Source organism: Rhodoluna sp. KAS3 (assembly GCF_026000575.1).
Lineage (GTDB): Bacteria > Actinomycetota > Actinomycetes > Actinomycetales > Microbacteriaceae > Rhodoluna.
Genome location: NZ_AP026910.1, coordinates 1224255 through 1248092, shown reverse-complemented (window position 1 = coordinate 1248092; position 23838 = coordinate 1224255). Strand labels below are relative to the sequence as shown.

The window sequence follows — 23838 nt, the reverse complement described above, 5'->3', positions numbered from 1 at the left end:
ATGAAGTTATCTATTTTTTCCGCAGCCACAGGTGCTGCGATGGTTGGCGCTTTGGTATTGACCGGATGTGCCTCAGGTCCGGTTGCGTCACCAAGTCCTTCGACAAGTGCCAGTGTGAGCCCAAGCACCACGCCGGTTGATGAGCGCGGTGCTGACGCCTTGGCTGAGTTTGAGGTTGCTGCCACCGCAAGTTGCGACAAGGCAATGGCCGAGGGTGTTGTTGAGACTGTTGCCGCTGGTGACAAGCTTGCCCAGCCAGAGTGGTGGTTGATGATGGTTCCAAAGTCAGATGCCATTGATGGCTTCTCGGCTGCACGTTACAGCTCGGCCACCGACAGTGCCGAGGTTATTTACGAGACCTACGAGTTTGACACCTGTTACTCTGCTACCCAGTTTGCGTTGGCTCGTGAGGGTGGCATTGACCTCAACAAGGTCATGCACGTGACTTACGACAAGATGATGCGCTCCTACGTTGCCGTTGGCCTTCAGGCTGAAAGCGGCCCGGCGGTTACCTTCTTTTTCCTAAACGATGCTGGTCTGATTGAAAAGGTTCAGTACCCAGGTGCCGAGGTTGGCGAGGTCGCTTTCGAGCGTGCAATTCGCTACGGCGCACTGACCTCTGAAGAGCAGGGTTGGTTTGAATCAGCGGTAGCGAAGGTCAACTAGTCGCTGTTTGGCGCGTAAGTCGATAAAACGCATACTTCGAAAAATGGCTAGGCGAAGAATTAAGCCCGAGCAGGGTTGGCAGGCAGTTGCTGAGGTTTCGGCCTCGGCTGCTGCCGACACCCACCCGGCCTTTGCCTTAGCGGTCCGCTTTCTGCTCGAAGAATTGGCGGACGTGGCACCGGGTAACTCGGTAGAGGTTCGGGTTCCTCCACTGGGGGCAACTCAATGCATCGAGGGTCCTCGGCACACTCGAGGTACTCCGCCAAACACTGTTGAAATGAGCCCCGAGGTTTGGTTCGCTCTGGCTACCGGCACTTTGAGTTGGCAGCAGGCGCTAGCCGAATCCAAGGTTTTGGCGTCGGGAACCCGTGCCGATCTTTCCGGTGTGCTACCCCTGCGCGTTCAGTAAACCCCCTCAGATTTGACCGATCTGATCACCTTCCGGTCCCTGAACCTGCCCAAATTTCCCCAAATTTGCCTACGCAAAAAGCCAACTTAATTTCGTTGCCTACCAAACACGGATGCTCGGATTTTGGCCTGGCCCTAAATTTCGGCCACCATCTTCATCGCAATTAATTCCAAATTTCAGATCCAGCTGCGCATCGCGTAGCTGGCTTTTTGCCTACGCAGAATTTGCTGATTGTGAGCAGGTTTATCGGGGTGAAGTTAGTCAAAATGGCCGAAAATGCAGGGGTTTACTGAACGCCGGAGGGGTGAGTCTGGACCCGCCCGAGAGCACTGCCAAGTTGCGCCGAAGGAGTGGGTCTGGGCCCGCCGGACCGGGCCGCCCAAAAACTCCGGAAGGTTCACACGATTCTTGCGGTTGAATTGATACATGGCTGAGAACAAATCACGAGTTGAGCAAGTCCGCATTCGTCGCACCCCAAAGTACCTACCGTTCCTACTGACCGGCGGCATTCTGGGCGTCATCACTGCACTCATCGTGGGCGTTTCGATTCCGGCCGACCAGCGCACTGCTGAACCAATCGTCACCTATTTGGTTGCTTACTTTGGCGCCATCGGTGCTGTCTTGGGCATTGTGTCGGCACTGGTCGCCGACCGAATTTCTGCCTCTAGGTCTAAGACCCTAGAAGCCACTAAACTAGAGGGGTAATCGCGCCTCCAAGAGGCAAACGCCCACCTCTAACGACAGGAAACTGCCTTGCTTCGTGGCGACGGAAATCTAAATCTCGACATTGCTGTAAGTAATGACGACAAGTCTCCGCAAGACCAATGTGGCGTTTTCGGTGTCTGGGCCCCAGGTGAAGAAGTTGCCAAGCTAACGTTCTTCGGCCTCTATTCACTTCAGCACCGCGGTCAAGAATCAGCCGGTATTGCAACTTCAGACGGCAAAAAAATCCTGGTGTACAAAGACATGGGTTTGGTATCGCAGGTCTTCTCAGAGTCAGCTCTTGAGTCACTTGTCGGTCACATTGCAGTCGGTCACAACCGCTACTCAACCACCGGCGCAAGCCACTGGCGCAACGCCCAACCAACACTTGGCCGCACCTCAGCCGGCACCATTGCCCTGGCTCACAACGGCAACCTAACCAACACCGCCGACCTGCTTGACCTTCTAAAAGAGCGCTACCCAAACCAAGAGAGCAACGAGATCACCGGCGGAAACACCACCGACACCGCTGTGCTCACCGCCCTGATGGCCGGCGACCTTGACCACACTCTTGAAGCAACCGCCCTAGAACTTCTTCCAAAAGTTAAGGGCGCCTTCTGCCTGGTCTTCATGGACGAAACCACGATGTACGCAGCGCGCGACCCACAGGGTGTTCGCCCGCTAGTGCTTGGCCGCCTCGAGCGCGGTTGGGTAGTTGCGTCTGAGACCGCCGCACTCGACATCGTTGGCGCAAGCTTTGTTCGCGAGATCGAACCAGGTGAGCTAATCGCGATTGACGAAAACGGCCTGCGCTCAACCCGCTTTGCCGAGACCAAGCGCGCCGGTTGCGTTTTTGAATACGTTTACCTAGCCCGCCCAGACACCGCAATCAACGGCAAAAACGTCTACGACGCCCGCGTTGAAATGGGCCGCGTTCTTGCTCGCGAATACCCGGTCGAAGCCGACCTAGTAATTCCAACCCCAGAATCGGGCACCCCAGCTGCCATCGGCTTTTCGCAAGAATCAGGCATCCCATTTGGTCACGGCCTGGTCAAAAATGCCTACGTTGGCCGCACCTTTATTCAGCCATCGCAGACCATCCGTCAGCGCGGTATCCGCCTAAAGTTGAACCCCCTAAAAGAGGTCATCGCCGGCAAGCGCATCGTGGTTATTGACGACTCAATTGTTCGCGGAAACACCCAGCGCGCCCTGGTCCAAATGCTGCGCGAAGCCGGTGCCGCCGAGATTCACGTGCGAATTTCATCGCCACCGATCACCTGGCCGTGCTTCTACGGCATTGACTTTGCAACCCGCGCCGAACTAATTGCCACCGGCCTTGGAGTAGACGATGTACGCACCTCTATCGGTGCTGACTCACTGGGCTACCTGACCAAAGAGGGCATGATTTACGCCACCGGTCAGCAAGAGAACCAGCTTTGCACCGCTTGCTTTACCGGCAAGTACCCAATTGAACTTCCGACCGCTGAACGCCTGGGTAAAAACCTGCTTGAGCGCAACGACGATGCCGCCTGCAACCCAGGCCCAGACAGTGAACTCGACGCACTTTCGCGCGAGCAACAGGAGACTTTGAATGACTAACTCAGGCGGGCACTCAAGCGCCTATGCGGCATCTGGTGTTGACACCGAAGCCGGCGACCTAGCCGTTGAACTTATGAAGCGTGCCGTTGGCGCAACTCACAACGACCTCGTGATGGGCGGCCTGGGTGGCTTTGCCGGCATGATGGACGTCTCGTTCCTAAAATCATACGACCGCCCACTTTTGGCAACCTCGACCGACGGTGTTGGCACCAAGGTTGCTATTGCCCAGGCAATCGACAAGCACGACACCATTGGCCAAGACCTCGTTGGAATGGTTGTCGACGACATCGTTGTGGTTGGCGCAAAGAGCCTGTTCATGACCGACTACATTGCGTGCGGAAAGGTTGTGCCTGAGCGCATTGCCGACATCGTTCGCGGTATTGCCGAGGCTTGTTCAGCAGTTGGTGTTGCCCTAGTTGGCGGCGAGACCGCAGAGCACCCGGGCCTACTTGGTGTTGATGACTACGATGTTGCCGGCGCTGCCGTTGGTGTTGTTGACGCAGCCAAACTTCTGGGCCCACAGAACGTTCGCGTTGGCGATGTCGTGCTCGGAATGTCATCGTCGGGCTTGCACTCAAACGGTTACTCGCTTGTTCGCAAGATCATCCGTGACAAAGGTTTTGACTACAAAGACAACGTTGCAGAGTTTCCGGGCATCAGCCTTGGCGAAAAGCTTTTGGAACCAACCGCGCTGTACACCGGCGTTCTAAACACACTGCTTGAGAGCGAACTTGGTTCAGCTGTTCACGCCATGAGCCACATCACCGGTGGCGGTATTGCAGCCAACATCGCCCGCGTTCTTCCGCAGGGTGTTGCCCTCGATGTTCACCGCGCTACCTGGACTCCTCAGGATGTCTTCCAGGTTCTTGCAGGCTGGGGCGGATTTAGCCTTGAGTCAGTCGAAGGCACCTGGAACCTTGGCCTTGGCCAGGCTGTGGTTGTTGAGGCTGACAAGGCTGACGAAGTTGCAGCAACCCTGACCAAACTTGGTGTTCACACCTGGAACCTCGGCGAGATTGAGGCCGCACCGGCAGACCTATCAACCTATGTTCAGGGCGCTAAGGGTGTTGACGGTGGCGCAGTTCGCCTAGTTGGCGAATACAAGTAATTCAGCAGGCCTAAAAAGAAGTGGGCCCCAACCAATGGTTGAGCCCACTTTTTAGTTGGCGTAGAAGTTAACTGAACCGCGAACCCAAACGGTAACCCGCATTCCAATTTCTGGAGCAAACGGTCCGTTGGCGCGAGCGCGAATTAAGACGCTCGGCAGCCGCACCTCAACCAGGGCATCGTGCCCAAAATACTGGCGCCCGACAACCTCGCCGGCGCCCTTGGCATCTGGCTGCAGGTAAAAACTCTCCGGTCTAATTGCAACCCGGCCGCGCGCACCCTCAACCACTTTGTTCAGCGGGGTTAGCGAGCCAACCGCCGTAACAACCTTGCCACCCTCAACAACGCCATCGATAACGACCGAGTCGCCCAAGAAAGTTGCCATTTCAATATCGGCCGGGGCCTGGTAGATCTCACGCGGATTACCGACCTGAGCAAACTCACCGTCGCGCAGCACGGCAACGCGGTCGGCCATTGACAAAGCTTCTTCTTGATCGTGGGTAACCAAAATTGCGGTGGTGCCGGTAGTTCTCAACACGTGGCGCACGTCATCGCGCAAGCGGCCGCGAAGCTCTGCATCTAGCGCCGAAAACGGCTCATCAAGCAAAATCAAATCTGGGTTTGGCGCCAGCGCACGGGCCAAAGCAACGCGGTGTCTCTGACCACCCGAAAGCTCATGGGGCATTCGCGACTCAAAACCAACCAGGTCAACTAACTTCAATAGTTCGGCTACGCGAGCAGCGCGCTCACTCTTGGCCAGATCGCGCAATCCAAAATCGATGTTTTCACTGACGCTGAGGTGCGGAAACAGGGCAGCATCTTGAGGAACAAAACCAACGCGACGTTGCTCGGCCGGAACGAATTTGCCGGCACCCGCAACCGAGCGCCCACCAATCTCAATTTGGCCAGAGTCGGGTGAATCAAAACCGGTGATCAGGCGCAACAAAGTGGTTTTGCCTGAGCCGCTGCTGCCCAAGACGGCAATGAACTCGTGATCGGCAACCTCGAGGTTGAGGCCATGCAAAACCGTGTGGTGGCCGAAGCGCTTGCTAACCGACTGAAGCTTGAGTGCAATAGGCACTATTCACGCTCCAGTCTTCGGTCGAGGTCAACTTGGCTGAACATTGACTGCCGCACCTGGCGGTTCAGCAACCATGCCGGGATTCCGGCAACCAATACCAAAATTAGTGCATACGGGGCCGCGGCTGCGAAAGAAGAGACCGAGGTCGCGTTCCAAAGCCGGGTGGCCAAGGTCTCAACGCCGGTTTCGCGCAGCATCAGAGTGGCTGGCAACTCTTTCAACACCGATAGCGCAACCAGTGCGGCACCGGCCAAGATTCCCGGGCCAGCAATCGGAATTACTACTCGGCGCAGGGTCTGCAAACGCGTGGCACCGAGGCTTGCGGCGACTTCATCGAGTGCCCGAGGTGCCTGGCTGATCGGTGTTTGCATTGCGGCAACGGCGTTTGGCAAAAACAAAATCAGGTAGGCAATAATCACTAGCGCGCTGGTTTGGTAAAGCTGAGGCAACAGGCGGTTGCTGATAAAGACCAGTGAAAGTGCCACCACGATGCCCGGCACCGCATGCGTTAGCCAGATGGTTCGATCAATCATGAGAGTGGTTTTTGAGCGGAAGCGCACTACCAGTACCGAGATTGCGATACCGAAAATTGCCGCGACCAGACCACCGGCCAGCGCGTAACTGATCGAGTTGACCAGCGCTCGGCCGAGCTCGCCGGCGTCAGCTTTTGAAAGCCCGATTAGGTTCCAGCGAATCAGGCTGATGGTCGGCAAGAGAATGCCGACAGCTGCCCAAACCACGGCAACTGTGCCGGCAATAGGTGCAAACCAGCCCAAGTGAATCAGTGATGTTTTGCGCACCCGAGAGTCGGTCGGCACAATTTTGCCTCGAAGCCAAGGTTCGGCTACAAGCAAAATCACAGTGATAACGACCAGGATTGCCGCCAGGCTGGCCGCGGCCGAACGGTCAAAACTTGAGCGGTATGCGTTGTAAATTGCGCGGGTAAAAGTATCGAAGCTAAGAATTGAAACGGCACCGAAGTCACTGAGCGTGTAGAGGGCCGAGAGCATGGCGCCAGAGATGGCGGCCGGGCGAATTGCGGGCCAGGTCACGTTTTTGAAGACGCGCCAGCGGCCCAGCCCAAGAGATCGGGCGACTTCTTCGGTGGCGGCATCTGAGCGCACTAGTGCAGCCGAAACTGCAAGATAAACATACGGCGCGGTACCTATGGTGAGCACCAGCCAGGCTGCCCAAAAACCTTTGAACCCGGGCACAAGTGCGGCAAAAGCGTAGGCCGAAACGTAGCTGGGCATGGCCAAGGGTAAGGCTGCCAAGATGGCAAAGAAACTGCGGCCGCGAATTGAGGTGCGCACGGTTAGCCAGGCTTGAAAACTACCGATGGTGATTGCCGCAACAGCAACCGCGAGGGTCAGTAAAACTGAATTGCCGAGGAGCTCAAAACTGCGTGAGCGTAAGGTTTGCGTCAGTACTTTATCGATGCCGAATTCGGCAAGGCGCACACCCAGATAGACCAGGGGTGCAACTGAAGCAAAAACGGCAACAACCGCCAACCCCCAAATGAGGGCTGGCGGTCGCTGACGTAGTGAGTTTTTCAGTTTGTACCTAGTCGGTTAGTCCTGCATTGCGAATCAACTCAAGAGTCTCGGCCAGTGGAGCCAGAGCGCTTAGGTCAATGTTCGGTGATGCAATTTCATCCAAGGCTGGCAGCCAGGCCTGAGCCGGAATTCCGGTCAGTGAGTACTCAGATGTCTTTTCAACAAAGAACTTCTGTGCCGTCTCACCAAGCAGCCACTTGGCAAAGGTCACAGCTGCTGCATTGTCACTCAGCACACCAACACCGGCAACGTTGACCAGGTTGCCAACATCGCCTGACTCGAACCAAGCCATCTTTGACTTCATGTTCTCTTCACCGATCTCGGTTGCGTGCTCAAACCAGTAGTAGTGGTTGATTAGACCAGCAGTGATTTCGCCGGCTTCAACTGCCTCAAGAATTTGACCGTTCTTCTCAAAGATTACGGCGTTCTCCTTCATTGCGGCCAACCACTCGGTGGTTGCAGCCTCGCCCTTCAGCACACGCATCGCGGTAACAAAAGACTGGAACGAAGCGTTGCTCGGCGCAATGCCAATCTTGCCCTTCCAGGCTGGGTCGGCAAGATCAAACACCGATGCTGGCAGGTCAGCTTCATCGATAAGTTCTGGGTTGTGAGACAGCACGCGACCACGGCCTGAAACACCAACCCAGGTGTTGTCGGCGGCACGGTACTTGGCGTCAACCAAGTCAGTGATTTCTGAATCAAGGGTCTTCAAGACGCCAGCTTCGGTCAGGGCGCCAAGTGCACCGGCATCCTGTGAGAAGAAAACGTCAGCCTGAACGTTGCTGCCCTCTTCAAGAATCTGAGCGGCAAGTTCGGCCGAGCCCGCGTAGCGAACCTCGATTTCGATTCCGGTCTCTTCGGTGAATGCCTCAAGCAGGGGTGCAATTAGGTCTTCTGAGCGGCCAGAGTAAATGGTGATTGACTCGGCGGTTGGGGTTGGGGTGGTTTCTTTTGCGCAGCCGGTCAGTGCGGTTACTGCGGTGATTGCTGCGATGGCGGCGGCACTGACTCGCAAGCCGCGCTTTAATTTGTTATTCAATTAGGTTCCTTCAGTTGCGGACTGGATGGTTATTCCAGCCGTCTGTTTTTCTCGGCCGTGTGGCCTAGAAACTAACTTAGGGTACCCTAACTAAAATTACAAGAGTTGATTTTTCAGTGCCCAAGATTGTGCCGACCTAGTTAGTCAGCACAATCTTGATTCGCCTCAGGTGGCCGCCAAAACCGGTGTCTTGCCGAGACATAACTTTGGTAACCCGCTGGTTTGCGCCCAGATAATTTGCCATAACCGACTTGGTGTTGAGCGCCCTGCGCTTGGACAATCCGTAGTCAGCTCGCAGAACGGTTGGGCCGGTGGTGTATCCGGTGATTTTGACCTTGGTGTAGCTCGGATACTTTTTGAGGAAAACTTTGATGCGTTGCCTCATCTGAGTTGTCAGTTGATCTGAACCAGCGGCAAAACCTGAGATAACAATCGCGCGCGTTGAGGGGTTGCCGCCAGTATTCGTGCTCGCGCTTGGGCTTGGAGAAGGCTCAACGTTGGTGTTGCCGCCACCTCCGGTCGAGGCAACCTTCCAGCTGGCAAACAGTACGGTGTCATTGGTAACCACCGCGGTCTGTTCAGGTTCATAGGTGGTGCCGGTGCCGTCTGGCTCGGTGTTCCAGCCATCAAACTCGTGACCATCCAGCGTCAAGCCTCCAGAGTTATCGGCAATCACAATCTGCGCTGAAGTCGCCGGAACAGTAGCCACGCTTGGCTCGATTCCCGCAACTGCTCCGTTGCCTGAGTAAACCACCGCATAAACAGCAGATTCCCACTGGGCATAAAGCGTGGTGTTGGCCGTGAATTTTTGGTTTGCAGCACCAAGGGCCACGGGGGTGCCAGTGCCATCGGCCGCAGTATTCCAGCCAATCAGGCGCATGCCTTCTTTGGTCAGGTTTCCGCTATTCAACGCAGCAGTGATGCCGTTTGAGCCCACGTAGCTGTTCTGGCTGGTCGGCACAGTTCCTGAGGCAGCTCCGTTTCCGTGATAGGTGACCGAGTAGTTTTGACCCCAAACTGCATACAGAGTAAGGCCGGCAGCAAAGCTGTAAACGTAGTTGCTCTGGTAGCTCACGCCAGTTCCATCAGCTGCAGTGTTCCAATGCCTAAAGGTAAAGCCATCGCGGGTAAAGCCGTTGGCATTTACCTGGGTGTTATCCATGGCAGTTTGAGTTGGCGTTGATCCTGCGGTTGCACCGTTTCCGTTGAATACGAGGTCGCGGTTAGCCTTTACAACCCAAATTGCGTAGAGGTCGACATCGCTGGTGAAGGCATAGTTTGCGCCATCTAGGTACTGTGCCGTAGTGGCGCTGTAATTGGTGCTCCATCCCAAAAAGCTGTACCCGGTTCGAGTGAAGCCATTCAGCGTGAGCGCCGTTTGGCCGGGTGCTAGCTGAGTGGGGGTTGTTCCCCCGGTTGCGCCGTTGCCGTAGAAGGTTGCCTTGTAGTTGACCACGACTGCCTGCCACTGCGCATAAAGGGTTGCGGCTGCAACGAACGCGTATTTACCTTCATCCGCGTAGGCAAAGCCTGTCCCATCGGCGGCAGTGTTCCAGCCGATGAATTCATAATTGGCGCGGGTAAAGGTGTTTTTGTTGAGTGTTGCCTCGGTGCCAGACGATTGGTTGGCCATAGAGCCCGTGCCGCCGTTGGCGTCAAAAGTTACCGTGTGCGTAACACCGGTTCGCCATTGCGCATACAGGGTCACGTCGTTAGTTGTCGTAATCTCGGCGAGGTTTGCATACGCGGTTCCCGATCCGTTCGCTGCAGTATTCCAGCCCACAAAGGTGTATCCGGTGCGGGTGAAAGTTGCCGGCTTTAGTGCAGTTGGTACATTGCTACCGACTCTTTGAGTTTGGGTCGTTGCAGTGCCAAAGTTTGAAGAGAAAGTTACTGTCTTCACGCTGGCATCAGCCAGCCAGCGCACAATTACAACACCAGATCCACCTGGCTTGCCGCCGGTGTCTTCTGGGTCAACGCCACCGCCACCACCGCCGGTGTTTGGCTCGCCCGCTGTTGCGTTTGCCTTAACCCCAAAGTTGGGATGCGTTGTGCCTCCAGAGAAGCCAAACGAGCTTCCGCGGCCACCGCCTCCGATGCCGCCCTGACCACCACCGGTGGTCTGCGGGTCATTGCTCGAATAGAGGTTTCCGTTGGCATCAAGGCCGTAGTAAGTGGATGAGTTTGAGTTGATGCCGCCACCGCCACCGCCACCGTAGTAGGTCTCGGTTCCGCTGATGCTTGAGGCAACGCCGATGCCTCCATTCCCTCCGATGTGCCGACGAGTTGTGTTGAATCCAGCACCGCCGGCGCCACCTCCGCCACCGGCTGCACCGTAGTCGGAGTAAGTTCCGTAGCCACCGTTATTTCCCTGGCCAGCAATTCCTTTACCGGCATATCCCAGGCTGCCCCAGCGTTCGCATGGGTTGCGAGTGCAGTCAAAACGTGAGCCGCCACCTGAGGCTCCGTCGGCTGCGGTAGCAGAAGCCTGGTTAGCCGCCGCGCCACCGCCTCCTCCGGCCGCCGTGATCGAGTCAAAACTTGAAGCGTCACCCTTGCCGCCCGGTGCGTCTGAGTTTTGCAATCCGCCTGAACCGCCGGCACCGCCGGCGCCAACGGATACGGCAACGCTAACCCCCGGGGTTACCGAGTAGTTGGTTCCCTGCAGTACACCGCCTGCGCCACCACCGCCAGAGGCTCCACCTCCACCACCGCCGACCACAAGGTAATCAACCTGGCCAGTAGTTTCTGGAACTACAAATGTGTATGCCCCAACGGTTTTGAACTTTGCCACGCAGTAGATGCCGCTTAAGTAGACATCGACGTCAGCGTCAGAAACTTGATTGCCGCCAGAAGTAATTACCACTGGGCAGTTGGCATCGGCGGCCTGTGCGGGCAGCTGAATCAGTGGGCTGAGAGTAAGCAGTGCGGTAACGAATGCGGCGGCTGAAGTCCTGAATTTTTTAGGCATAGCCGAAGGCTAATCCCGGCTCAAGCTGGTCCGGTCAGGCTCATACATTTGTATGGGACAAGGCGACGTGCTTAGCGGCAAGCGCTCGCGCAACCAGCCGCGCAACCTACCCAAGGTTCACCGCGGAGCCCACTTAGGCAACCGGTGGTCCTTGGGTTTGTTGCATCTGTGGCAGAAGTAAAACGGTCAATGATGATATCAACCAGTTGCTGCGGAACTTCAGCGCCATTGACTAAAAGTGGTTCGGTGGCCAGGTGTGCCCCAGATTTTTTAGTCACTCCGGCAAAGTAGCCCTCGGCCAAAAGATAGGTGGCAACAACCACTCGCCTGCGATGGTTTTGAAACTTAAGTTTTGGCACCAGGTCTTTTAGTTTTGGCTCGGCCGCAGACAAAAATGCAAGCTCAACTTTGCTGCCCAGTGCCTCTTCGAGCATGGCTTGCACCAGCTGGCTTTCGGCCTGGGCACGAGGGTCGCTAGAGCCAGCAACGGTCAGAACAACTAGGTCATCAGATTTGTAACCAACTTGATTCAAGCGCTCGACTAACACCTCGACCAATCGCGCATCTGGCCCCAGTGCCGGCGTAATTTGGGTGTGCTCGCCTGCAGCAAATGTGGCATCAGCGATGTCTTGACGCACGTGGTACCCGGTTGCCAAAAGTAGCGGCACCAGAATCGCCGGCTCAGCAGATCCGGCCTTATCTAGAACGGTCGGTACATCCGGCTGCTGAACATCCACAAACGCTTCAAAAACCCGAGTCTCGGGTAGGGCTTTTTGAACCTCAGAAACAAGCGCAGAAATGGCTGCCGCACCATTGGTGTTATCGGTGCCGTGTGACGCTGCAATCAAAGTTGCCATGGTGTCCTCAATGCCTAAAAGGGGTTCCGCTTAGTCTACCCAAATGGTAGGAATTGCTAGTTCTGAAATGAGGCTACTTTGGCTCTGTGGCGCGGAAGTTGGTTATTACAGAATGTTTCAGCCTCCAAATTTGCAAGCCCTAAAGTTGAATAAGTCACGGGGCCTGACACCCCCATTTTTTAAGGAATTTCGATGAGTGAAAACACACCGGTCGGCGGAACCCACGCCGCAGCTAGGCCACCGCGCGAGGGGCGCTCGAATGGTCAGTGGAAGGTAGACGGCACTGAGCCACTGAATGAGAACGAACAGTGGAAGCAGCAGGACGGCGGCCTTTCGGTACGCGACCGCATCGAAACCATTTATTCCAAAGAGGGCTTTGACTCAATCGATGAGACTGACCTGCACGGTCGATTCCGCTGGTGGGGTCTGTACACCCAGCGCAAGCCGGGCATCGATGGCGGCAAGACCGCTCAGCTTGAGCCTCACGAGCTTGAAGACAAGTACTTCATGCTTCGCGTTCGCATTGACTCAGGTCAGCTAACTACCGAGCAGCTTCGGGTAATCGCAGGCATCAGCCGTGAATTTGGTCGCGACACCGCAGACGTTACCGACCGTCAGAATTTCCAGCTGCACTGGATCGAAGTCGAAAACGTTCCAGAAATCTGGAAGCGCCTCGAAGCGGTTGGTCTAGAAACCACTGAGGCCTGTGGTGACGTGCCTCGAATCATTCTTGGTTCGCCGGTTGCTGGCATCGCTGCCGATGAACTTATCGATGCAACACCGATCATCCGTGACATTGTCAAAAAATACATTGGTGACCCAGAGCTGGCTAACCTGCCACGCAAATTCAAGTCAGCCATCACCGGCCACCCAAGCCAGGATGTGGTTCACGAAATCAACGACCTTGCTTTTGTTGCCGTTGAGCACCCTGAATACGGCGTGGGTTTTGACCTTTGGGTAGGTGGAGGTTTGTCAACCGCACCTCGCCTGGCCGAGCGCTTGGGCACCTGGGTTGCACCAGATCGTGTTGCCGATGTTTGGTACGGCGTCTGCTCATTGTTCCGCGACTACGGCTTCCGCCGCCTGCGCAACAAGGCACGTTTGAAGTTCTTGATGGCCGATTGGGGTCCAGAGAAGTTCCGCCAAATTCTTGAGACTGAGTACCTAGATGCTCCGCTACCTGACGGTCCATCGATTCCGATGGCCAAGGGCATCGGCGACCACATCGGTGTTCACAAGCAGAAGGACGGCAAGTTCTACATTGGTGTGACCCCAGTGGTTGGCCGCGTTTCTGGCACCATCTTGGGCCAGCTTGCTGACCTGCTTGAGAAGTACGGCTCAACCCGTTTGCGCACCACCGCTCACCAGAAGTTGGTTTTACTTGACATCGAAGAAAAGGATGTTGAGGCAATCATTGCCGAACTAGATGAGATTGGTCTGGCTGCCCGCCCAAGTGACTTTAGACGCGCGACCATTGCCTGCACCGGTATTGAGTACTGCAAGTTGGCAATTGTTGACACCAAGAACACCGCAACCAAGGCTGTGCACACGCTAGAAAAAACCTTGGCTGACGTAAAGCTTGAGCGACCAATCAGCCTGCACATCAACGGTTGCCCAAACTCTTGTGCTCGCATTCAGATTGCTGACATTGGCCTAAAGGGTCAGTTGTTGCCGGATGGCAACGGTGGCATGGAGCCTGGATTCCAGGTGCACCTTGGTGGAGGATTGGCATCGAAGGATCGCGAAGAAGCTGGCCTTGGCCGCACCGTTCGCGGACTCAAGGTCACCGCTGCAAACCTAGACAGCTACGTTGAGCGAGTGGTTCGCCGCTACGACGAAGACGCAGCCGAGGGTGAAACCTTTGCCGAATGGGCACACCGCGCAGAAGAAGAGGCACTGCAATGAGTTTGACTACCGAACAACGCCGTAGCGTTGACGAGCTAAAAGAATTAGTCGGGCAGGGCAACGCCGAGTTTGAGGCCATCGCGGCTTCGGGCACCGAGGCAACTGCCGAGCAGGTTATTGCCTGGGTGGCAAAGAACTTTGCGGCCGACTCAATCGCGGTTGCTTGCTCAATGGCCGACTCAGTTTTGCCGCACATTGTCTCGCAGCAAATTCCAAACGTCGATGTCTTGTTTCTCGACACCGGGTACCACTTTGCTGAGACAGTTGTAACGCGCAACGAGGTTGCTCGCGCACTGCCTATCCGTGTGGTTGATGTAAAGCCAAAGCAGACCGTTGCCGAACAGGATGCCCAATACGGCGAAAAGCTTTGGTCGCGTGACCCAAACCTTTGCTGCCAGCTGCGCAAGGTTGACCCGCTGCACAACAGCCTTCAGAACTACGAATTGTGGTTCACCGGTGTGCGCCGCGACGAGGCGCCGACCCGCGCCAACACCCCGCTTTTGGTGTGGGACGAAAAGAACGGGTTGGTCAAAGTAAACCCGCTGGCTGCTTGGACTTTTGACCAGCTAATCGACTACGCCACCGAGAACAAAGTTCCGGTCAACCTATTGCTTTCAAACGGATATCCATCAATCGGCTGCGAGCCTTGCACCAAGCCAGTTGCCGAGGGTGAAGACCCTCGCTCTGGCCGCTGGGCCGGCGCCAACAAGACTGAATGTGGGTTACACATATGAGTCAGAAGCTCTCTGATCACCGACTAGACCTCTTAGACACACTCGAGAGTGAGTCGATCCACATCATCCGTGAAGTGGTTGCTGAATTTGAACGCCCAGTGCTTTTGTTCTCGGGCGGCAAGGACTCAGTAGTTGTTCTGCACCTGGCCACCAAGGCGTTTTGGCCTGGCAAGGTACCTTTCCCGGTTCTGCACGTTGACACCGGCCACAACTTTCCTGAGGTCATCGAGTTTCGCGACCGCACTGTAGAAAAGCTTGGCCTGCGCCTAGAGGTAGCCAGTGTTCAGGATTACATCGACCGCGGTGTGCTGCAAGAGCGCCCAGATGGCACTCGTAACCCGCTGCAGACCTTGCCGTTGCTTGATGCAATTGCTGCTGGCAAGCACGATGCAGTTTTCGGTGGCGCTCGCCGCGACGAAGACAAGGCTCGTGCCAAGGAGCGCATCATCAGCTTGCGCGATGAGTTTGGTCAGTGGGACCCACGCAACCAGAGACCAGAACTTTGGAACCTATACAACGGTCGCCACCTACCTGGTCAGCACGTTCGCGCGTTTCCGATTTCTAACTGGACCGAGCTAGACATTTGGCGCTACATCGAGCGCGAGGGCATTGAGTTGCCACCGCTTTACTATGCGCACGAGCGCGAGGTTTATCAGCGTGACGGTATGTGGCGTGCGGTTGGCCCAGTATCTGAGCCAACACCAGATGAGGTCGTTGAGACCCGCTTGGTTCGCTACCGCACAGTTGGTGACATGAGCTGCACCGGTGCCGTTGAGTCGCCTGCTCGCACCATCTCAGATGTGGTGCTTGAGGTTGCGGCTTCAACTTTGACCGAGCGCGGTGCTACCCGTGCCGATGACCGAATTTCAGAGGCGGCAATGGAAGACCGCAAGAAGGAAGGCTACTTCTAATGCCGGAAATCACCCAGACTTTGGCGCAGACCAGAACCCTGCTGCGCTTTGCCACTGCCGGTTCGGTAGACGATGGCAAGTCAACGTTGGTTGGCCGTTTGCTGCACGACAGCAAGGCGGTTTTGGTTGACCAGCTTGAAGCTGTTGCCCGCACCTCAGCCGAACGCGGTTTTGGTGGCGAGGCCGGAGGCCTTGACCTAGCACTGCTAACCGATGGTCTTCGTGCCGAGCGTGAGCAGGGCATCACCATCGATGTTGCCTACCGCTACTTCTCGACCAGCGAGCGCTCATTCATTTTGGCCGACTGCCCAGGTCACGTTCAGTACACCCGCAACATGGTGACCGGTGCAGCAACTGCCGACGCCGTTGTGGTTTTGATCGATGCTCGCAAGGGTGTGCTTGAGCAGACCCGCCGCCACCTATCGGTGGTTGCACTGTTGCGCGTGCCAAACGTGATTGTTGCCGTGAACAAGATTGACCTGGTTGACTTCAGCGAGCAGGTTTACAACGACATCGTGACCGACCTCAGCCGTTTGACCAACGGCATGAGACTCGATCAGGTGCACGTGATTCCGGTTTCAGCTCTTGAGGGTGACAACGTAGTTGAGCGCTCAACCAAGACTCCTTGGTACACCGGCCCAACCCTGATTGAGTTGCTCGAGCAGCTTCCGGCTATCGATGAGCTTGAGTCTGAAAATGAGGCATTCCGCTTTCCGGTTCAGTTGGTAATTCGTCCGCAGGGTGGTTTGGCCCCAAGCGTAGACACCGATGAATTCCGTGACTACCGCGGGTATGCCGGGCAAATTTCTTCAGGTGTGGTCAAAGTTGGTGACTCGGTAGAAATCGTTCCGGGTAACTACAAGACCAAGGTGGTTGGCATCGACATTGCCGGCAAGAGCGTAGATCAAGCCTTTGCTCCGCAGTCGGTCAACCTGCGATTGGCAGAAGAGTTTGACGTTGCCCGCGGTGCAGTTATCGGTGCTTCAAACACCCTGCCAGAGTCAGTCAACCTGATTGAGGCCGAGGTCTTTTGGCTTGACCCACGCTCGGTTGAGCCTGGTGCTCGAGTGTTGGTCAAGACCGGCACCTCAACGGTTCAGGCAGTAATCTCTCAGGTGATTGGCCGCCGCAACCTAGACACTTTGGCAATTGACCCAGCCGACAAAATTGAGGTCAACGACATTGCTCACGTGATGATCAAGCTGGCCGCAGCGCTGCCTTTTGATGATTACCGCGATAACCGCCGTGCCGGTGCTTTCTTGATTATTCAGCCTCAGGATGGCGCAACCCTCGGTGCTGGAATCCACACCAATTTGGAACTGGTCAACTTCTCAATATGACCCAGTCAGAGCTTTACCCACTGGGACTCCGCATTGCCGGCCGAAAGGTCGTTGTGATTGGCGGAGGAAAAGTGGGCACCCGTCGAGTCCACGGCCTATTGGCCGCGGGCGCTTCGGTGACCCTAATTTCGCCAGAGGTAACAGCCGATTTGGCTGACCTCGCGGCAAAGGGAAGCATCACCTGGCACCAGCGTGGTTTCGAAAGCGGCGACCTAGCCGGTGCATGGTTGGTTCAGACGGCAACCGGTGTTGCCGAAGTCGACGCTGCGGTAACCCAAGAGGCTGAGGCGCATCAGATTATTTCGGTAAATGCTGCCGAGGCTGAAAAGTCAACCGCTTGGGTGCCGGCAGTTGCACGTTTTGACGGCGTAACCGTGGCCGCTTTTGGTGGCGGCGACCCTCGCCGCGGCATGGCACTTAGAGATGCCATTCAAGATCAACTTACCGAGGGCAAACTGCCAACTGCCGCGGTGCGCAAGGCACAAGAAAAGCTGGCTGGCACTGTTGCCTTGGTTGGTGGCGGCCCGGGTGCCGAAGACCTAATCACGGTTCGCGGCCAACGCCTTCTTTATGCCGCCGATGTAGTGGTGACCGACCGCCTCGGTCCGCGCGCCTTGTTGGAACACCTGCACCCAGGCGTTGAGGTAATCGATGTTGGTAAAGGCCCAAGCAACCACCCGGTTCCACAGGACCAGATCAACCAAATTCTGGTTGACCAGGCCAAACTCGGCAAGCGCGTGGTTCGGCTCAAGGGCGGCGACCCATACGTTTTTGGTCGCGGCGGCGAAGAGCTTGATTTTTGCGTGGCAAACGGCGTTGAGGTTGAAGTCGTACCAGGCGTCAGCAGCGCCATCGCTGTTCCTGCCCTGGCTGGCATTCCACTAACTCACCGCGGGGTGTCAACCTCATTCACCGTGATTACCGGCCACATTGCCGTTAGCGAAATCACCGGTGGGTGCGACCACACTGTGGTGATATTGATGGGTGTCGCCTCGCTGGCTGAGAGCGCAGCAAATCTTGCTGCCGGAGCCCGCGGAAAAGATTGCCCAATTGCCATCATCGAAGATGGCTACGGCCAGGGCCAAAGAATTACCCGATCCACACTTGGTGAAGTTGCCAAGGTTGCCGCAGAAATCGGTGTGAAAGCGCCAGCGGTAATTGTGATTGGTGATGTCGTGAACGAGAGAAACAAAGAAGAGGAATCAAATGAGTAAGCACCTTCGCGTAGCGATTATCGGCGCCGGTCCGGCTGGTATCTACGCCGGCAACATCTTGGCCAGCAAGTACCCAGATGTAAACATCGATCTATTCGACTCGCTACCTGCGCCTTACGGTCTAATTCGCTACGGTGTTGCACCGGACCACCCGCGCATCAAGGGCATTGTCAACTCATTGCACGAGATGCTCGACTCTGGTGTGATTCGATTCTTCGGCAACGTTGAGTTTGGCAAAGACCTAACCCTTGCAGACATTCGCAAGCACTACCACGCGGTGATTTTTGCCACCGGTGCCATCAAAGACGCAACCCTAAACATCCCTGGTGTTGACCTTGAGGGTTCATACGGTGCAGCTGACTTTGTTTCTTGGTACGACGGCCACCCTGACTTTCCGCGCACCTGGCCGCTAAACGCCAAGCAGGTTGCAGTTTTGGGTAACGGAAACGTGGCCCTCGACGTTGCTCGCGTATTGGCAAAGCACGCTGATGACATGCTTTCAACTGATATTCCGGCCAACGTTTATGAAGGCCTAAAGGCTTCACCGGTCACCGATGTTCACGTTTTTGGTCGCCGCGGTCCAGCTCAAATTAAATTCACCCCGATTGAGCTTCGCGAACTAGGCGAACTTGAAGATGTTGACCTAGTGCTTTACGACGAGGACTTTCCTGAGGGCTGGTTTGACGAGGATGCTGAGGGTGTCACCAACCAGCACAAGGTCATGGCGCGAATCATCGAAGGTTGGCGCGAAGAAGAACCAAAGGGCGCGAGCCGCCGCTTGCACCTGCACTTCTTCTCGAGCCCAGTTGAAATTCTTGGCACCGACAAAGTTGAAGGCATCAAGTTTGAGCGCACCGAACTAAACCCAGACGGTTCTTCGGTTCACGGAACCGGCCAGTTTGTCGAGTTCCCAGTTCAGGCGGTTTACCGTGCCATCGGCTATTTCGGTAGCGAGCTGCCAGAGGTTCCATTCGACGACAAGTACGGTGTGATTCGTAACCAGGGCGGCCGCGTTGTCGACGAAGATGGTTCACAGGTTGAAGGCCTATACGCTACCGGTTGGATCAAGCGTGGCCCGGTTGGTCTAATTGGCCACACCAAGAGTGACGCGACTGAGACCATTGAAAACCTGGTTGCTGACGTTGACAAGTTGGTTGACCCGGCGGTTGCTGACACCGATGCCGTCTTGGCTGAGCTAAAGGCCCGCGGCGTTGATTACACCACCTGGGCAGGTTGGCTAAAGCTGAACGAGCACGAGATTGCTCTGGGTGCAGCCGACACCTCGCACGTAGAGCGTGAGCGCGTTAAGGTTGTTGACCGCGAAGAGCAGGTCAGCATCTCAAACGCTTAGCGACCGATAAGCCCGCGGTTACGCAGGGTTCGCTGGCGAACCGGTGCAAAGACTAGACGCTCGATCAAAACACCCACGGCCATAATCGTGATAATTGAGCCGAGCACCAAAGACATGTCGCCAAGCTGGCGACCGGTGTCGAGCATTAGTCCGAGGCCAGGTCCGAGTGATGGCGCAATGGCAATCAACTCTGCGGCCATCAGTGAACGCCAGGCAAAAGCCCATCCCTGTTCAAGGCCGCCCAAGAAGCCCGGCCATGCGCCCGGGATGACGATGTGGTAAATGCTGTTGAAGCCCTTGGCGCCCAAAACCTTGCCGGCGCGCAGGTAAATCGGTGGAATCTGATCGATACCTGAGATGAGGCCGTTGGCGATGGATGGAACAGCGCCGAGCAGGACCACGGCAAAAATAGTGGCGTCTGAAAGCCCAAACCAGATGATGGCTGCCGGCACCCACGCCACCGATGGCAATTGCTGCAAGCCGGTAAGCAGTGGGCGGGCAATGGCGCGAAGCGTTGGGTTTAGACCTAAGGCAAGGCCAATCGGCAGGGCAATCACGAGTGAAATTGCAAAGCCCTGAACACCGCGACGAAGGCTGTTGAGTGCTGAAGGAAACAGCAGCCCCTGTTGCGCCTGGTCAACCAGTGAGGCAAATACCTGGGCCGGTGACGGCAAAATGTAGTCCGGCTGCAACTTGAGCAAAACCGCAATTTCCCAAATTACAAAAACAATGGCCACGGCAACCAGTGGGGCAAATGCCTTGAGTAGACGCTTGCGTCGGCCGCCCTTTTGGCTGGCGTTGGTCTCGAGTGCGTCGAGGCCAGCAGACATTGCCGCAAGGTCAGCTTTGCGCTGTTTCTCTTCTAGCTCGATGTCGATATCGATGTGTTCAAAATTAGGCATGGCGGCGAATCTCCTTACGAAGTTCATCGGTGATCACTGCAGAAATTTGGGCCACGGTGTTTGACTCGATGCGTCTTGGCTGGGCGTACTTAATCGGCCATTCGCGGATGATGCGGCCAGGCTTCGAGCTCATCAGAATGACGCGCTGACCGAGTCGCACGGCCTCGCGCACGTTGTGTGTAACAAAAATTACGGCCAGGCCGGTCTCTTGCCAGATTCGAATCAACTCGTCGTGCAGAAAGTCGCGGGTGATGGCATCTAGGGCTGCAAACGGCTCGTCCATCAGCAAAACCTTGCGGCCCTGTGCAAGTGCGCGGGCAATGGCAACGCGCTGGCGCATGCCACCCGAGAGTTCGTGTGGTCTGAGGTCAAATGCGTGTGGAAGGTGAACCAATTCCAGAAGGTCCTGAGCCCGGGCCTCGCGACCATCAGCGTCAAGTCTTTTCACTTCAGGCGCATCGCTTAGCTTTAGGGCCAGCTCGATGTTTTCTCCGGCGGTCAGCCAAGGCAGCAGCGCGTGCTCCTGAAACATCAGGCTGGCGGCGTATTTTGATTCGATGGTGCCCGAAGTCGGGGCGTCCAGACCGGTCAAAATGTTTAGCAGAGTTGATTTACCGCAACCGGATGCACCAACCAGTGACACAAACTCGCCTTCGTGTAGGTCAAGGTTGAAGTCGTCTATGACCACCGGGCCATTCTGGCTAAACCTCTTGGTGAGGTTTCGGATTTTTAGAATTGGTTCGCTCATTAGCTTCCTAACCCAGCAGCGTCTGCGGTCGGCAGCCCTCGGCGGGCCACCAAATTGTTTAGCGGTAGAAGGTCGTAAATGCCCTTTAGTCCGGTGCTGCCAAGTTTCAGCATGTCCACTTTTACGGCGTCATCGGCACTTTTTTGCAGGGTCAAAGCCAGTGGGTCGTAGCCAAATTTGAGGTTGCTCCAGGCTCGGTCCAAGGTTTCAACGCCCAAGGTCTTGCCGGTCTGGCGGGCAATTTCTTGTTGGCTTAGCAACTTGGCCTCTTCGGGCGCGTTTTCGATAAGCTGCAGTGCATCGAGGTTGGCTTCGAGTACCGCCTCGACCGCTGCCGGATACTCAGCGCTGAAGCTAGAGGTCGCGGCAATTAGCGTGGTGGCAAAGGCGCCATTCGCCCAAAGGTCTGCCTCGTTGACCAAGACTTTGCCGCCGCCCTCGAGTACCAATCTTGAAGCCCAAGGCTCCGGCACCCAAGCGCCATCGATGTCACCCTTTTGAAACAGCGATAGTGTGGCCGCGTTGTCCGAAGGGGTAATGGCAACATCGCCGCCCACATCAAAGCTCAAGCCATTGTCGCTAAGGTAGCTACGCAGTGCAACATCCTGGGTGCCGCCCAGGCCAGGGGTGGCAAAGTTCTTGCCGGCAAGGTTTGACTCGGTTACGCCCGGCTGCACTACAAATTGCGCGCCACCAGAAGTTGCCCCAGACACAATTCTGAGCAGGCTTCCGTTGGTAGTTACAAACCCGTTGATGGCGGGGTTTGGGCCAACGTAGCTGATGTCCAGGGCACCGCCTTTAAAGGCCTCGACGGCCGCGGATCCTGACGGGAAAACAAAGTATTGAATCTCGGTGTCAGGTAGGTACTTCTCGAAGTACTGTTCCTGCACGGCAATAAGTGCCGGTGCGTGAGTGATGTTGGCAAAGTAGCCAATTCGAATCACTGACGGAAACTCTGAATTCTTGGCATCTGGGTTTGAGGTTGGGATAGCTGAGAACAGAGCCGAACCAATAGCAATGACTGCCAAGATAGCGCCGGCAAGCTGACCTAACTTTTTACGTTGCCGGTTACGCTTGCGCATCAATTACTACTTTCTCTAGTGCTTTTGTAGAGATTAGCCCGAGATTTCTTTTGCTGCTCATTCGTGACGTAATGTTTCAAAGCCCAAAACCTGATTGGATAGAGGCATGCAGGTATCGGCAAAGGTTGACTACGGAATGAGAGCGCTGCTCTTTTTGGCCGAGTCTTACGCCGCCGACCCAACCGGATTGGTTAAGGGTGACGCCATTGCCAAATCGCAATCCATCCCGATCAAGTTCCTTGAGGGAATCCTTACCGAGCTTCGTCACGCCGGATTCATCATCAGCCAGCGCGGAGCCGTTGGTGGTTATCGACTAAGCCGCAGTCCTGAGAAAATCAGCCTGGCCGAGGTTATCCGTGTGCTCGATGGCCCATTGGCCGCGGTGCGGGGTTTGCGCCCAGAGAACGTGAATTACAACGGCCCAGCCACCCACCTGCAGGATGTTTGGGTTGGTGTGCGCGTGGCACTGCGCAGCGTGCTCGAGAACGTTTCTTTGGCTGATGTTGTGTCGGGCAAATTTGGCACCCAGATGAGTGATTTGCTGAGTCAGCCAGATGCTTGGGTTAGCCGACCGGGTTACGAAACCAATTAGTTTGACATCGCTCTAAGAGCGGCCAACTGCGCTGAGATTAGCGGCGGTCTTCTTCGGCTTCTTCTGAATCTTCGTCAGAATCGTCTGCGTAGAGGTCTGCCCACTTGTCTTCGTATTCAGGCTCAGAGTCGCCGGCAAAGCCAGTGCTGGCAGGCGAAATGTGGCCGATTTCTTTTTCAAGCGCGGTCAAGTCGGTGTTCGGGCTAAAGTACTTTAGCTCGCGAGCCACCTTGGTGTGCTTAGCTTTTTGACGGCCACGCCCCATGACGAGACCCCCCTAACGTGTGTGGGAGAGAGAAAACCTGCCCCTATTTTAGCAGGGCCAAAGCGGCCAAAGCCCCTAACCAAACAGCAAGTGGAGTAATCAGCAGATTTAGTGCGGTGTTGATAAGTCCCTGAGCAATGCGCCCCCGTCTGAAAAATTCAACCGTTTGCGCAGCGTAAGAGCTAAAGGTTGATAGCCCTCCGGCAAACCCAACCACCACAACTGCGCCGATCGAGGCCCAAACCATCAAGTCGGCATCGGCCGCTGCTTCAACGGCAAAAAAGTTAGCCGTAAAACCAACCACGCCAGAAGCCAAAACGTTGGCTGCCAAAATACCCCAAGGTAGCTTGCCGTTCCACTGAGCCGCAAACAGCCTGAGTACCGCACCAACGCCGCCGGCAACTCCGACCAGCGCAATAATCCAGGGGCTTAGGTAGCTCATTTGGCACCCCGATCACGAGCAATCGAGTAGGCCAAATAGTAAGAGGCCAACCCCGATGCAAAGAGCGCAAGAGCCCAGGCAAAAACCACCCAGCCCAGCACACTCTGCCAAGTTACGATCATCGACGCCAGCCCGCTCATAGTCGTAAAACCACCAGCCAGACCAACGGCCCAAAACGCTTTTTGCTCTGCGGTGTCAAAGCGTTTGTCACCGTTGAACCAACCCAGGGCAGCGGCACCAAGCGTGTTGACCAGCACTAGCCCCATCAGTTGACCTGATACATCACCGATAAAAAATCGCGCGAGCGTGCCAATCGTGCCGCCCATAAAGGTGAGCCAAATTACTCGGATAGTCGGTTTCACAGG

The 23838-nt window shown here is 55.9% G+C and carries 23 protein-coding genes; 12 read left to right on the top strand and 11 right to left on the bottom strand.

Features of this window, described 5'->3' with window-relative positions; translation table 11 throughout:
* The 5 genes from OO731_RS06295 to purM all read left to right on the top strand — a co-directional run bounded on the left by OO731_RS06295 (position 1) and on the right by purM (position 4484).
* Positions 1-666 carry a hypothetical protein gene (locus OO731_RS06295; protein WP_264890086.1) on the top strand — a complete coding sequence of 222 codons (666 nt, stop codon included), beginning with the start codon at positions 1-3 and terminating at the stop codon, positions 664-666.
* Positions 667-709: 43 nt separating this feature from the next.
* The gene (locus OO731_RS06290; RefSeq protein WP_264890085.1) at positions 710-1075 is read left to right on the top strand and encodes a sterol carrier family protein; all 366 of its coding nucleotides are present in this window, start codon (positions 710-712) and stop codon (positions 1073-1075) included.
* Positions 1076-1501: 426 nt separating this feature from the next.
* Positions 1502-1780 carry a hypothetical protein gene (locus OO731_RS06285; RefSeq protein WP_138316630.1) on the top strand — a complete coding sequence of 93 codons (279 nt, stop codon included), beginning with the start codon at positions 1502-1504 and terminating at the stop codon, positions 1778-1780.
* Between the two features lie 48 nt (positions 1781-1828).
* Entirely contained in the window at positions 1829-3376 is a 1548-nt protein-coding gene (purF, locus tag OO731_RS06280) for an amidophosphoribosyltransferase (RefSeq protein ID WP_264890084.1), read from the top strand.
* Positions 3369-4484 carry a phosphoribosylformylglycinamidine cyclo-ligase gene (gene purM, locus OO731_RS06275; RefSeq protein WP_264890083.1) on the top strand — a complete coding sequence of 372 codons (1116 nt, stop codon included), beginning with the start codon at positions 3369-3371 and terminating at the stop codon, positions 4482-4484. Before purF ends, purM begins: the two co-directional genes overlap by 8 nt.
* Positions 4485-4535: 51 nt before the next feature.
* On the opposite strand, the gene OO731_RS06270 is transcribed toward purM, so the two are convergent.
* The 5 genes from OO731_RS06270 to OO731_RS06250 all read right to left on the bottom strand — a co-directional run bounded on the left by OO731_RS06270 (position 4536) and on the right by OO731_RS06250 (position 11987).
* The gene (locus tag OO731_RS06270; protein WP_264890082.1) at positions 4536-5564 is read right to left on the bottom strand and encodes an ABC transporter ATP-binding protein; all 1029 of its coding nucleotides are present in this window, start codon (positions 5562-5564) and stop codon (positions 4536-4538) included.
* Complete coding sequence (locus OO731_RS06265) at positions 5564-7075, bottom strand: iron ABC transporter permease (RefSeq protein ID WP_264890081.1); 1512 nt, start codon at positions 7073-7075, stop codon at positions 5564-5566. The genes OO731_RS06270 and OO731_RS06265 overlap by 1 nt, the downstream gene beginning before the upstream one ends.
* A gap of 52 nt (positions 7076-7127) precedes the next feature.
* Positions 7128-8159, bottom strand: a complete 1032-nt coding sequence (locus OO731_RS06260) for an iron ABC transporter substrate-binding protein (protein WP_264890080.1) — start codon at positions 8157-8159, stop codon at positions 7128-7130.
* A 136-nt stretch (positions 8160-8295) separates the two neighbouring features.
* On the bottom strand, positions 8296-11130 hold the full coding sequence (locus OO731_RS06255; RefSeq protein ID WP_264890079.1) for an InlB B-repeat-containing protein: 2835 nt from the start codon (positions 11128-11130) through the stop codon (positions 8296-8298).
* Positions 11131-11201: 71 nt separating this feature from the next.
* A complete protein-coding gene (locus OO731_RS06250) occupies positions 11202-11987 on the bottom strand; it encodes a CbiX/SirB N-terminal domain-containing protein (protein ID WP_264890078.1) in 786 nt (261 codons plus the stop codon).
* A gap of 192 nt (positions 11988-12179) precedes the next feature.
* Between OO731_RS06250 and OO731_RS06245 the strand changes: the two genes are divergently transcribed.
* Genes OO731_RS06245 through OO731_RS06220 form a run of 6 tightly spaced genes read left to right on the top strand, consistent with a single transcriptional unit; the run spans position 12180 to position 19442 of the window.
* Positions 12180-13892, top strand: coding sequence for a nitrite/sulfite reductase (locus tag OO731_RS06245; RefSeq protein WP_264890077.1), 1713 nt, complete (start codon positions 12180-12182; stop codon positions 13890-13892).
* Entirely contained in the window at positions 13889-14626 is a 738-nt protein-coding gene (locus OO731_RS06240) for a phosphoadenylyl-sulfate reductase (protein WP_264890076.1), read from the top strand. The genes OO731_RS06245 and OO731_RS06240 overlap by 4 nt, the downstream gene beginning before the upstream one ends.
* Positions 14623-15537, top strand: coding sequence for a sulfate adenylyltransferase subunit CysD (cysD, locus tag OO731_RS06235; RefSeq protein ID WP_246030940.1), 915 nt, complete (start codon positions 14623-14625; stop codon positions 15535-15537). Before OO731_RS06240 ends, cysD begins: the two co-directional genes overlap by 4 nt.
* The gene (locus OO731_RS06230; RefSeq protein ID WP_264890075.1) at positions 15537-16877 is read left to right on the top strand and encodes a GTP-binding protein; all 1341 of its coding nucleotides are present in this window, start codon (positions 15537-15539) and stop codon (positions 16875-16877) included. The genes cysD and OO731_RS06230 overlap by 1 nt, the downstream gene beginning before the upstream one ends.
* Complete coding sequence (gene cobA, locus OO731_RS06225; RefSeq protein WP_264890074.1) at positions 16874-18091, top strand: uroporphyrinogen-III C-methyltransferase; 1218 nt, start codon at positions 16874-16876, stop codon at positions 18089-18091. The genes OO731_RS06230 and cobA overlap by 4 nt, the downstream gene beginning before the upstream one ends.
* Positions 18084-19442, top strand: coding sequence for an FAD-dependent oxidoreductase (locus OO731_RS06220; RefSeq protein WP_264890073.1), 1359 nt, complete (start codon positions 18084-18086; stop codon positions 19440-19442). Before cobA ends, OO731_RS06220 begins: the two co-directional genes overlap by 8 nt.
* Here the strand turns inward: OO731_RS06220 and OO731_RS06215 are convergent.
* From OO731_RS06215 to OO731_RS06205, 3 genes are read right to left on the bottom strand one after another with little or no spacing between them, the layout of a single operon-like run.
* A complete protein-coding gene (locus tag OO731_RS06215; RefSeq protein ID WP_264890072.1) occupies positions 19439-20344 on the bottom strand; it encodes an ABC transporter permease in 906 nt (301 codons plus the stop codon). The genes OO731_RS06220 and OO731_RS06215 overlap by 4 nt on opposite strands.
* A complete protein-coding gene (locus OO731_RS06210) occupies positions 20337-21092 on the bottom strand; it encodes an ABC transporter ATP-binding protein (RefSeq protein WP_264890071.1) in 756 nt (251 codons plus the stop codon). The genes OO731_RS06215 and OO731_RS06210 overlap by 8 nt, the downstream gene beginning before the upstream one ends.
* Positions 21092-22174, bottom strand: a complete 1083-nt coding sequence (locus OO731_RS06205) for an ABC transporter substrate-binding protein (protein WP_264890070.1) — start codon at positions 22172-22174, stop codon at positions 21092-21094. Before OO731_RS06205 ends, OO731_RS06210 begins: the two co-directional genes overlap by 1 nt.
* A 106-nt stretch (positions 22175-22280) precedes the next feature.
* On the opposite strand from OO731_RS06205, the gene OO731_RS06200 reads away from it, so the two are divergent.
* Positions 22281-22766: an Rrf2 family transcriptional regulator gene (locus tag OO731_RS06200; RefSeq protein WP_264890069.1), complete on the top strand. Its 486-nt coding sequence runs from the start codon at positions 22281-22283 to the stop codon at positions 22764-22766.
* Positions 22767-22803: 37 nt separating this feature from the next.
* On the opposite strand, the gene OO731_RS06195 is transcribed toward OO731_RS06200, so the two are convergent.
* The 3 genes from OO731_RS06195 to OO731_RS06185 are packed head-to-tail and all read right to left on the bottom strand — an operon-like array spanning position 22804 to position 23835.
* Complete coding sequence (locus OO731_RS06195) at positions 22804-23031, bottom strand: DUF3073 domain-containing protein (protein WP_264890068.1); 228 nt, start codon at positions 23029-23031, stop codon at positions 22804-22806.
* A gap of 43 nt (positions 23032-23074) precedes the next feature.
* Positions 23075-23473: a CrcB family protein gene (locus OO731_RS06190; protein WP_264890067.1), complete on the bottom strand. Its 399-nt coding sequence runs from the start codon at positions 23471-23473 to the stop codon at positions 23075-23077.
* Positions 23470-23835 carry a CrcB family protein gene (locus tag OO731_RS06185; RefSeq protein ID WP_264890066.1) on the bottom strand — a complete coding sequence of 122 codons (366 nt, stop codon included), beginning with the start codon at positions 23833-23835 and terminating at the stop codon, positions 23470-23472. The genes OO731_RS06190 and OO731_RS06185 overlap by 4 nt, the downstream gene beginning before the upstream one ends.
* Positions 23836-23838 lie beyond the last annotated feature (3 nt).

Excerpts from the sequence above, each read along its gene's own strand:
- OO731_RS06240 (WP_264890076.1), top strand. The coding sequence starts at position 13,889 with ATGAGTTTGACTACCGAACAACGCCGTAGCGTTGACGAGCTAAAAGAA.
- OO731_RS06230 (WP_264890075.1), top strand. The coding sequence starts at position 15,537 with ATGCCGGAAATCACCCAGACTTTGGCGCAGACCAGAACCCTGCTGCGC.
- OO731_RS06215 (WP_264890072.1), bottom strand. The coding sequence starts at position 20,344 with ATGCCTAATTTTGAACACATCGATATCGACATCGAGCTAGAAGAGAAA.
- OO731_RS06210 (WP_264890071.1), bottom strand. The coding sequence starts at position 21,092 with ATGAGCGAACCAATTCTAAAAATCCGAAACCTCACCAAGAGGTTTAGC.
- OO731_RS06250 (WP_264890078.1), bottom strand. The coding sequence starts at position 11,987 with ATGGCAACTTTGATTGCAGCGTCACACGGCACCGATAACACCAATGGT.
- OO731_RS06200 (WP_264890069.1), top strand. The coding sequence starts at position 22,281 with ATGCAGGTATCGGCAAAGGTTGACTACGGAATGAGAGCGCTGCTCTTT.
- OO731_RS06190 (WP_264890067.1), bottom strand. The coding sequence starts at position 23,473 with ATGAGCTACCTAAGCCCCTGGATTATTGCGCTGGTCGGAGTTGCCGGC.
- OO731_RS06195 (WP_264890068.1), bottom strand. The coding sequence starts at position 23,031 with ATGGGGCGTGGCCGTCAAAAAGCTAAGCACACCAAGGTGGCTCGCGAG.
- cobA (WP_264890074.1), top strand. The coding sequence starts at position 16,874 with ATGACCCAGTCAGAGCTTTACCCACTGGGACTCCGCATTGCCGGCCGA.
- OO731_RS06255 (WP_264890079.1), bottom strand. The coding sequence starts at position 11,130 with ATGCCTAAAAAATTCAGGACTTCAGCCGCCGCATTCGTTACCGCACTG.
- OO731_RS06295 (WP_264890086.1), top strand. The coding sequence starts at position 1 with ATGAAGTTATCTATTTTTTCCGCAGCCACAGGTGCTGCGATGGTTGGC.
- OO731_RS06205 (WP_264890070.1), bottom strand. The coding sequence starts at position 22,174 with ATGCGCAAGCGTAACCGGCAACGTAAAAAGTTAGGTCAGCTTGCCGGC.
- OO731_RS06245 (WP_264890077.1), top strand. The coding sequence starts at position 12,180 with ATGAGTGAAAACACACCGGTCGGCGGAACCCACGCCGCAGCTAGGCCA.
- cysD (WP_246030940.1), top strand. The coding sequence starts at position 14,623 with ATGAGTCAGAAGCTCTCTGATCACCGACTAGACCTCTTAGACACACTC.
- OO731_RS06290 (WP_264890085.1), top strand. The coding sequence starts at position 710 with ATGGCTAGGCGAAGAATTAAGCCCGAGCAGGGTTGGCAGGCAGTTGCT.
- purM (WP_264890083.1), top strand. The coding sequence starts at position 3,369 with ATGACTAACTCAGGCGGGCACTCAAGCGCCTATGCGGCATCTGGTGTT.
- OO731_RS06285 (WP_138316630.1), top strand. The coding sequence starts at position 1,502 with ATGGCTGAGAACAAATCACGAGTTGAGCAAGTCCGCATTCGTCGCACC.
- OO731_RS06220 (WP_264890073.1), top strand. The coding sequence starts at position 18,084 with ATGAGTAAGCACCTTCGCGTAGCGATTATCGGCGCCGGTCCGGCTGGT.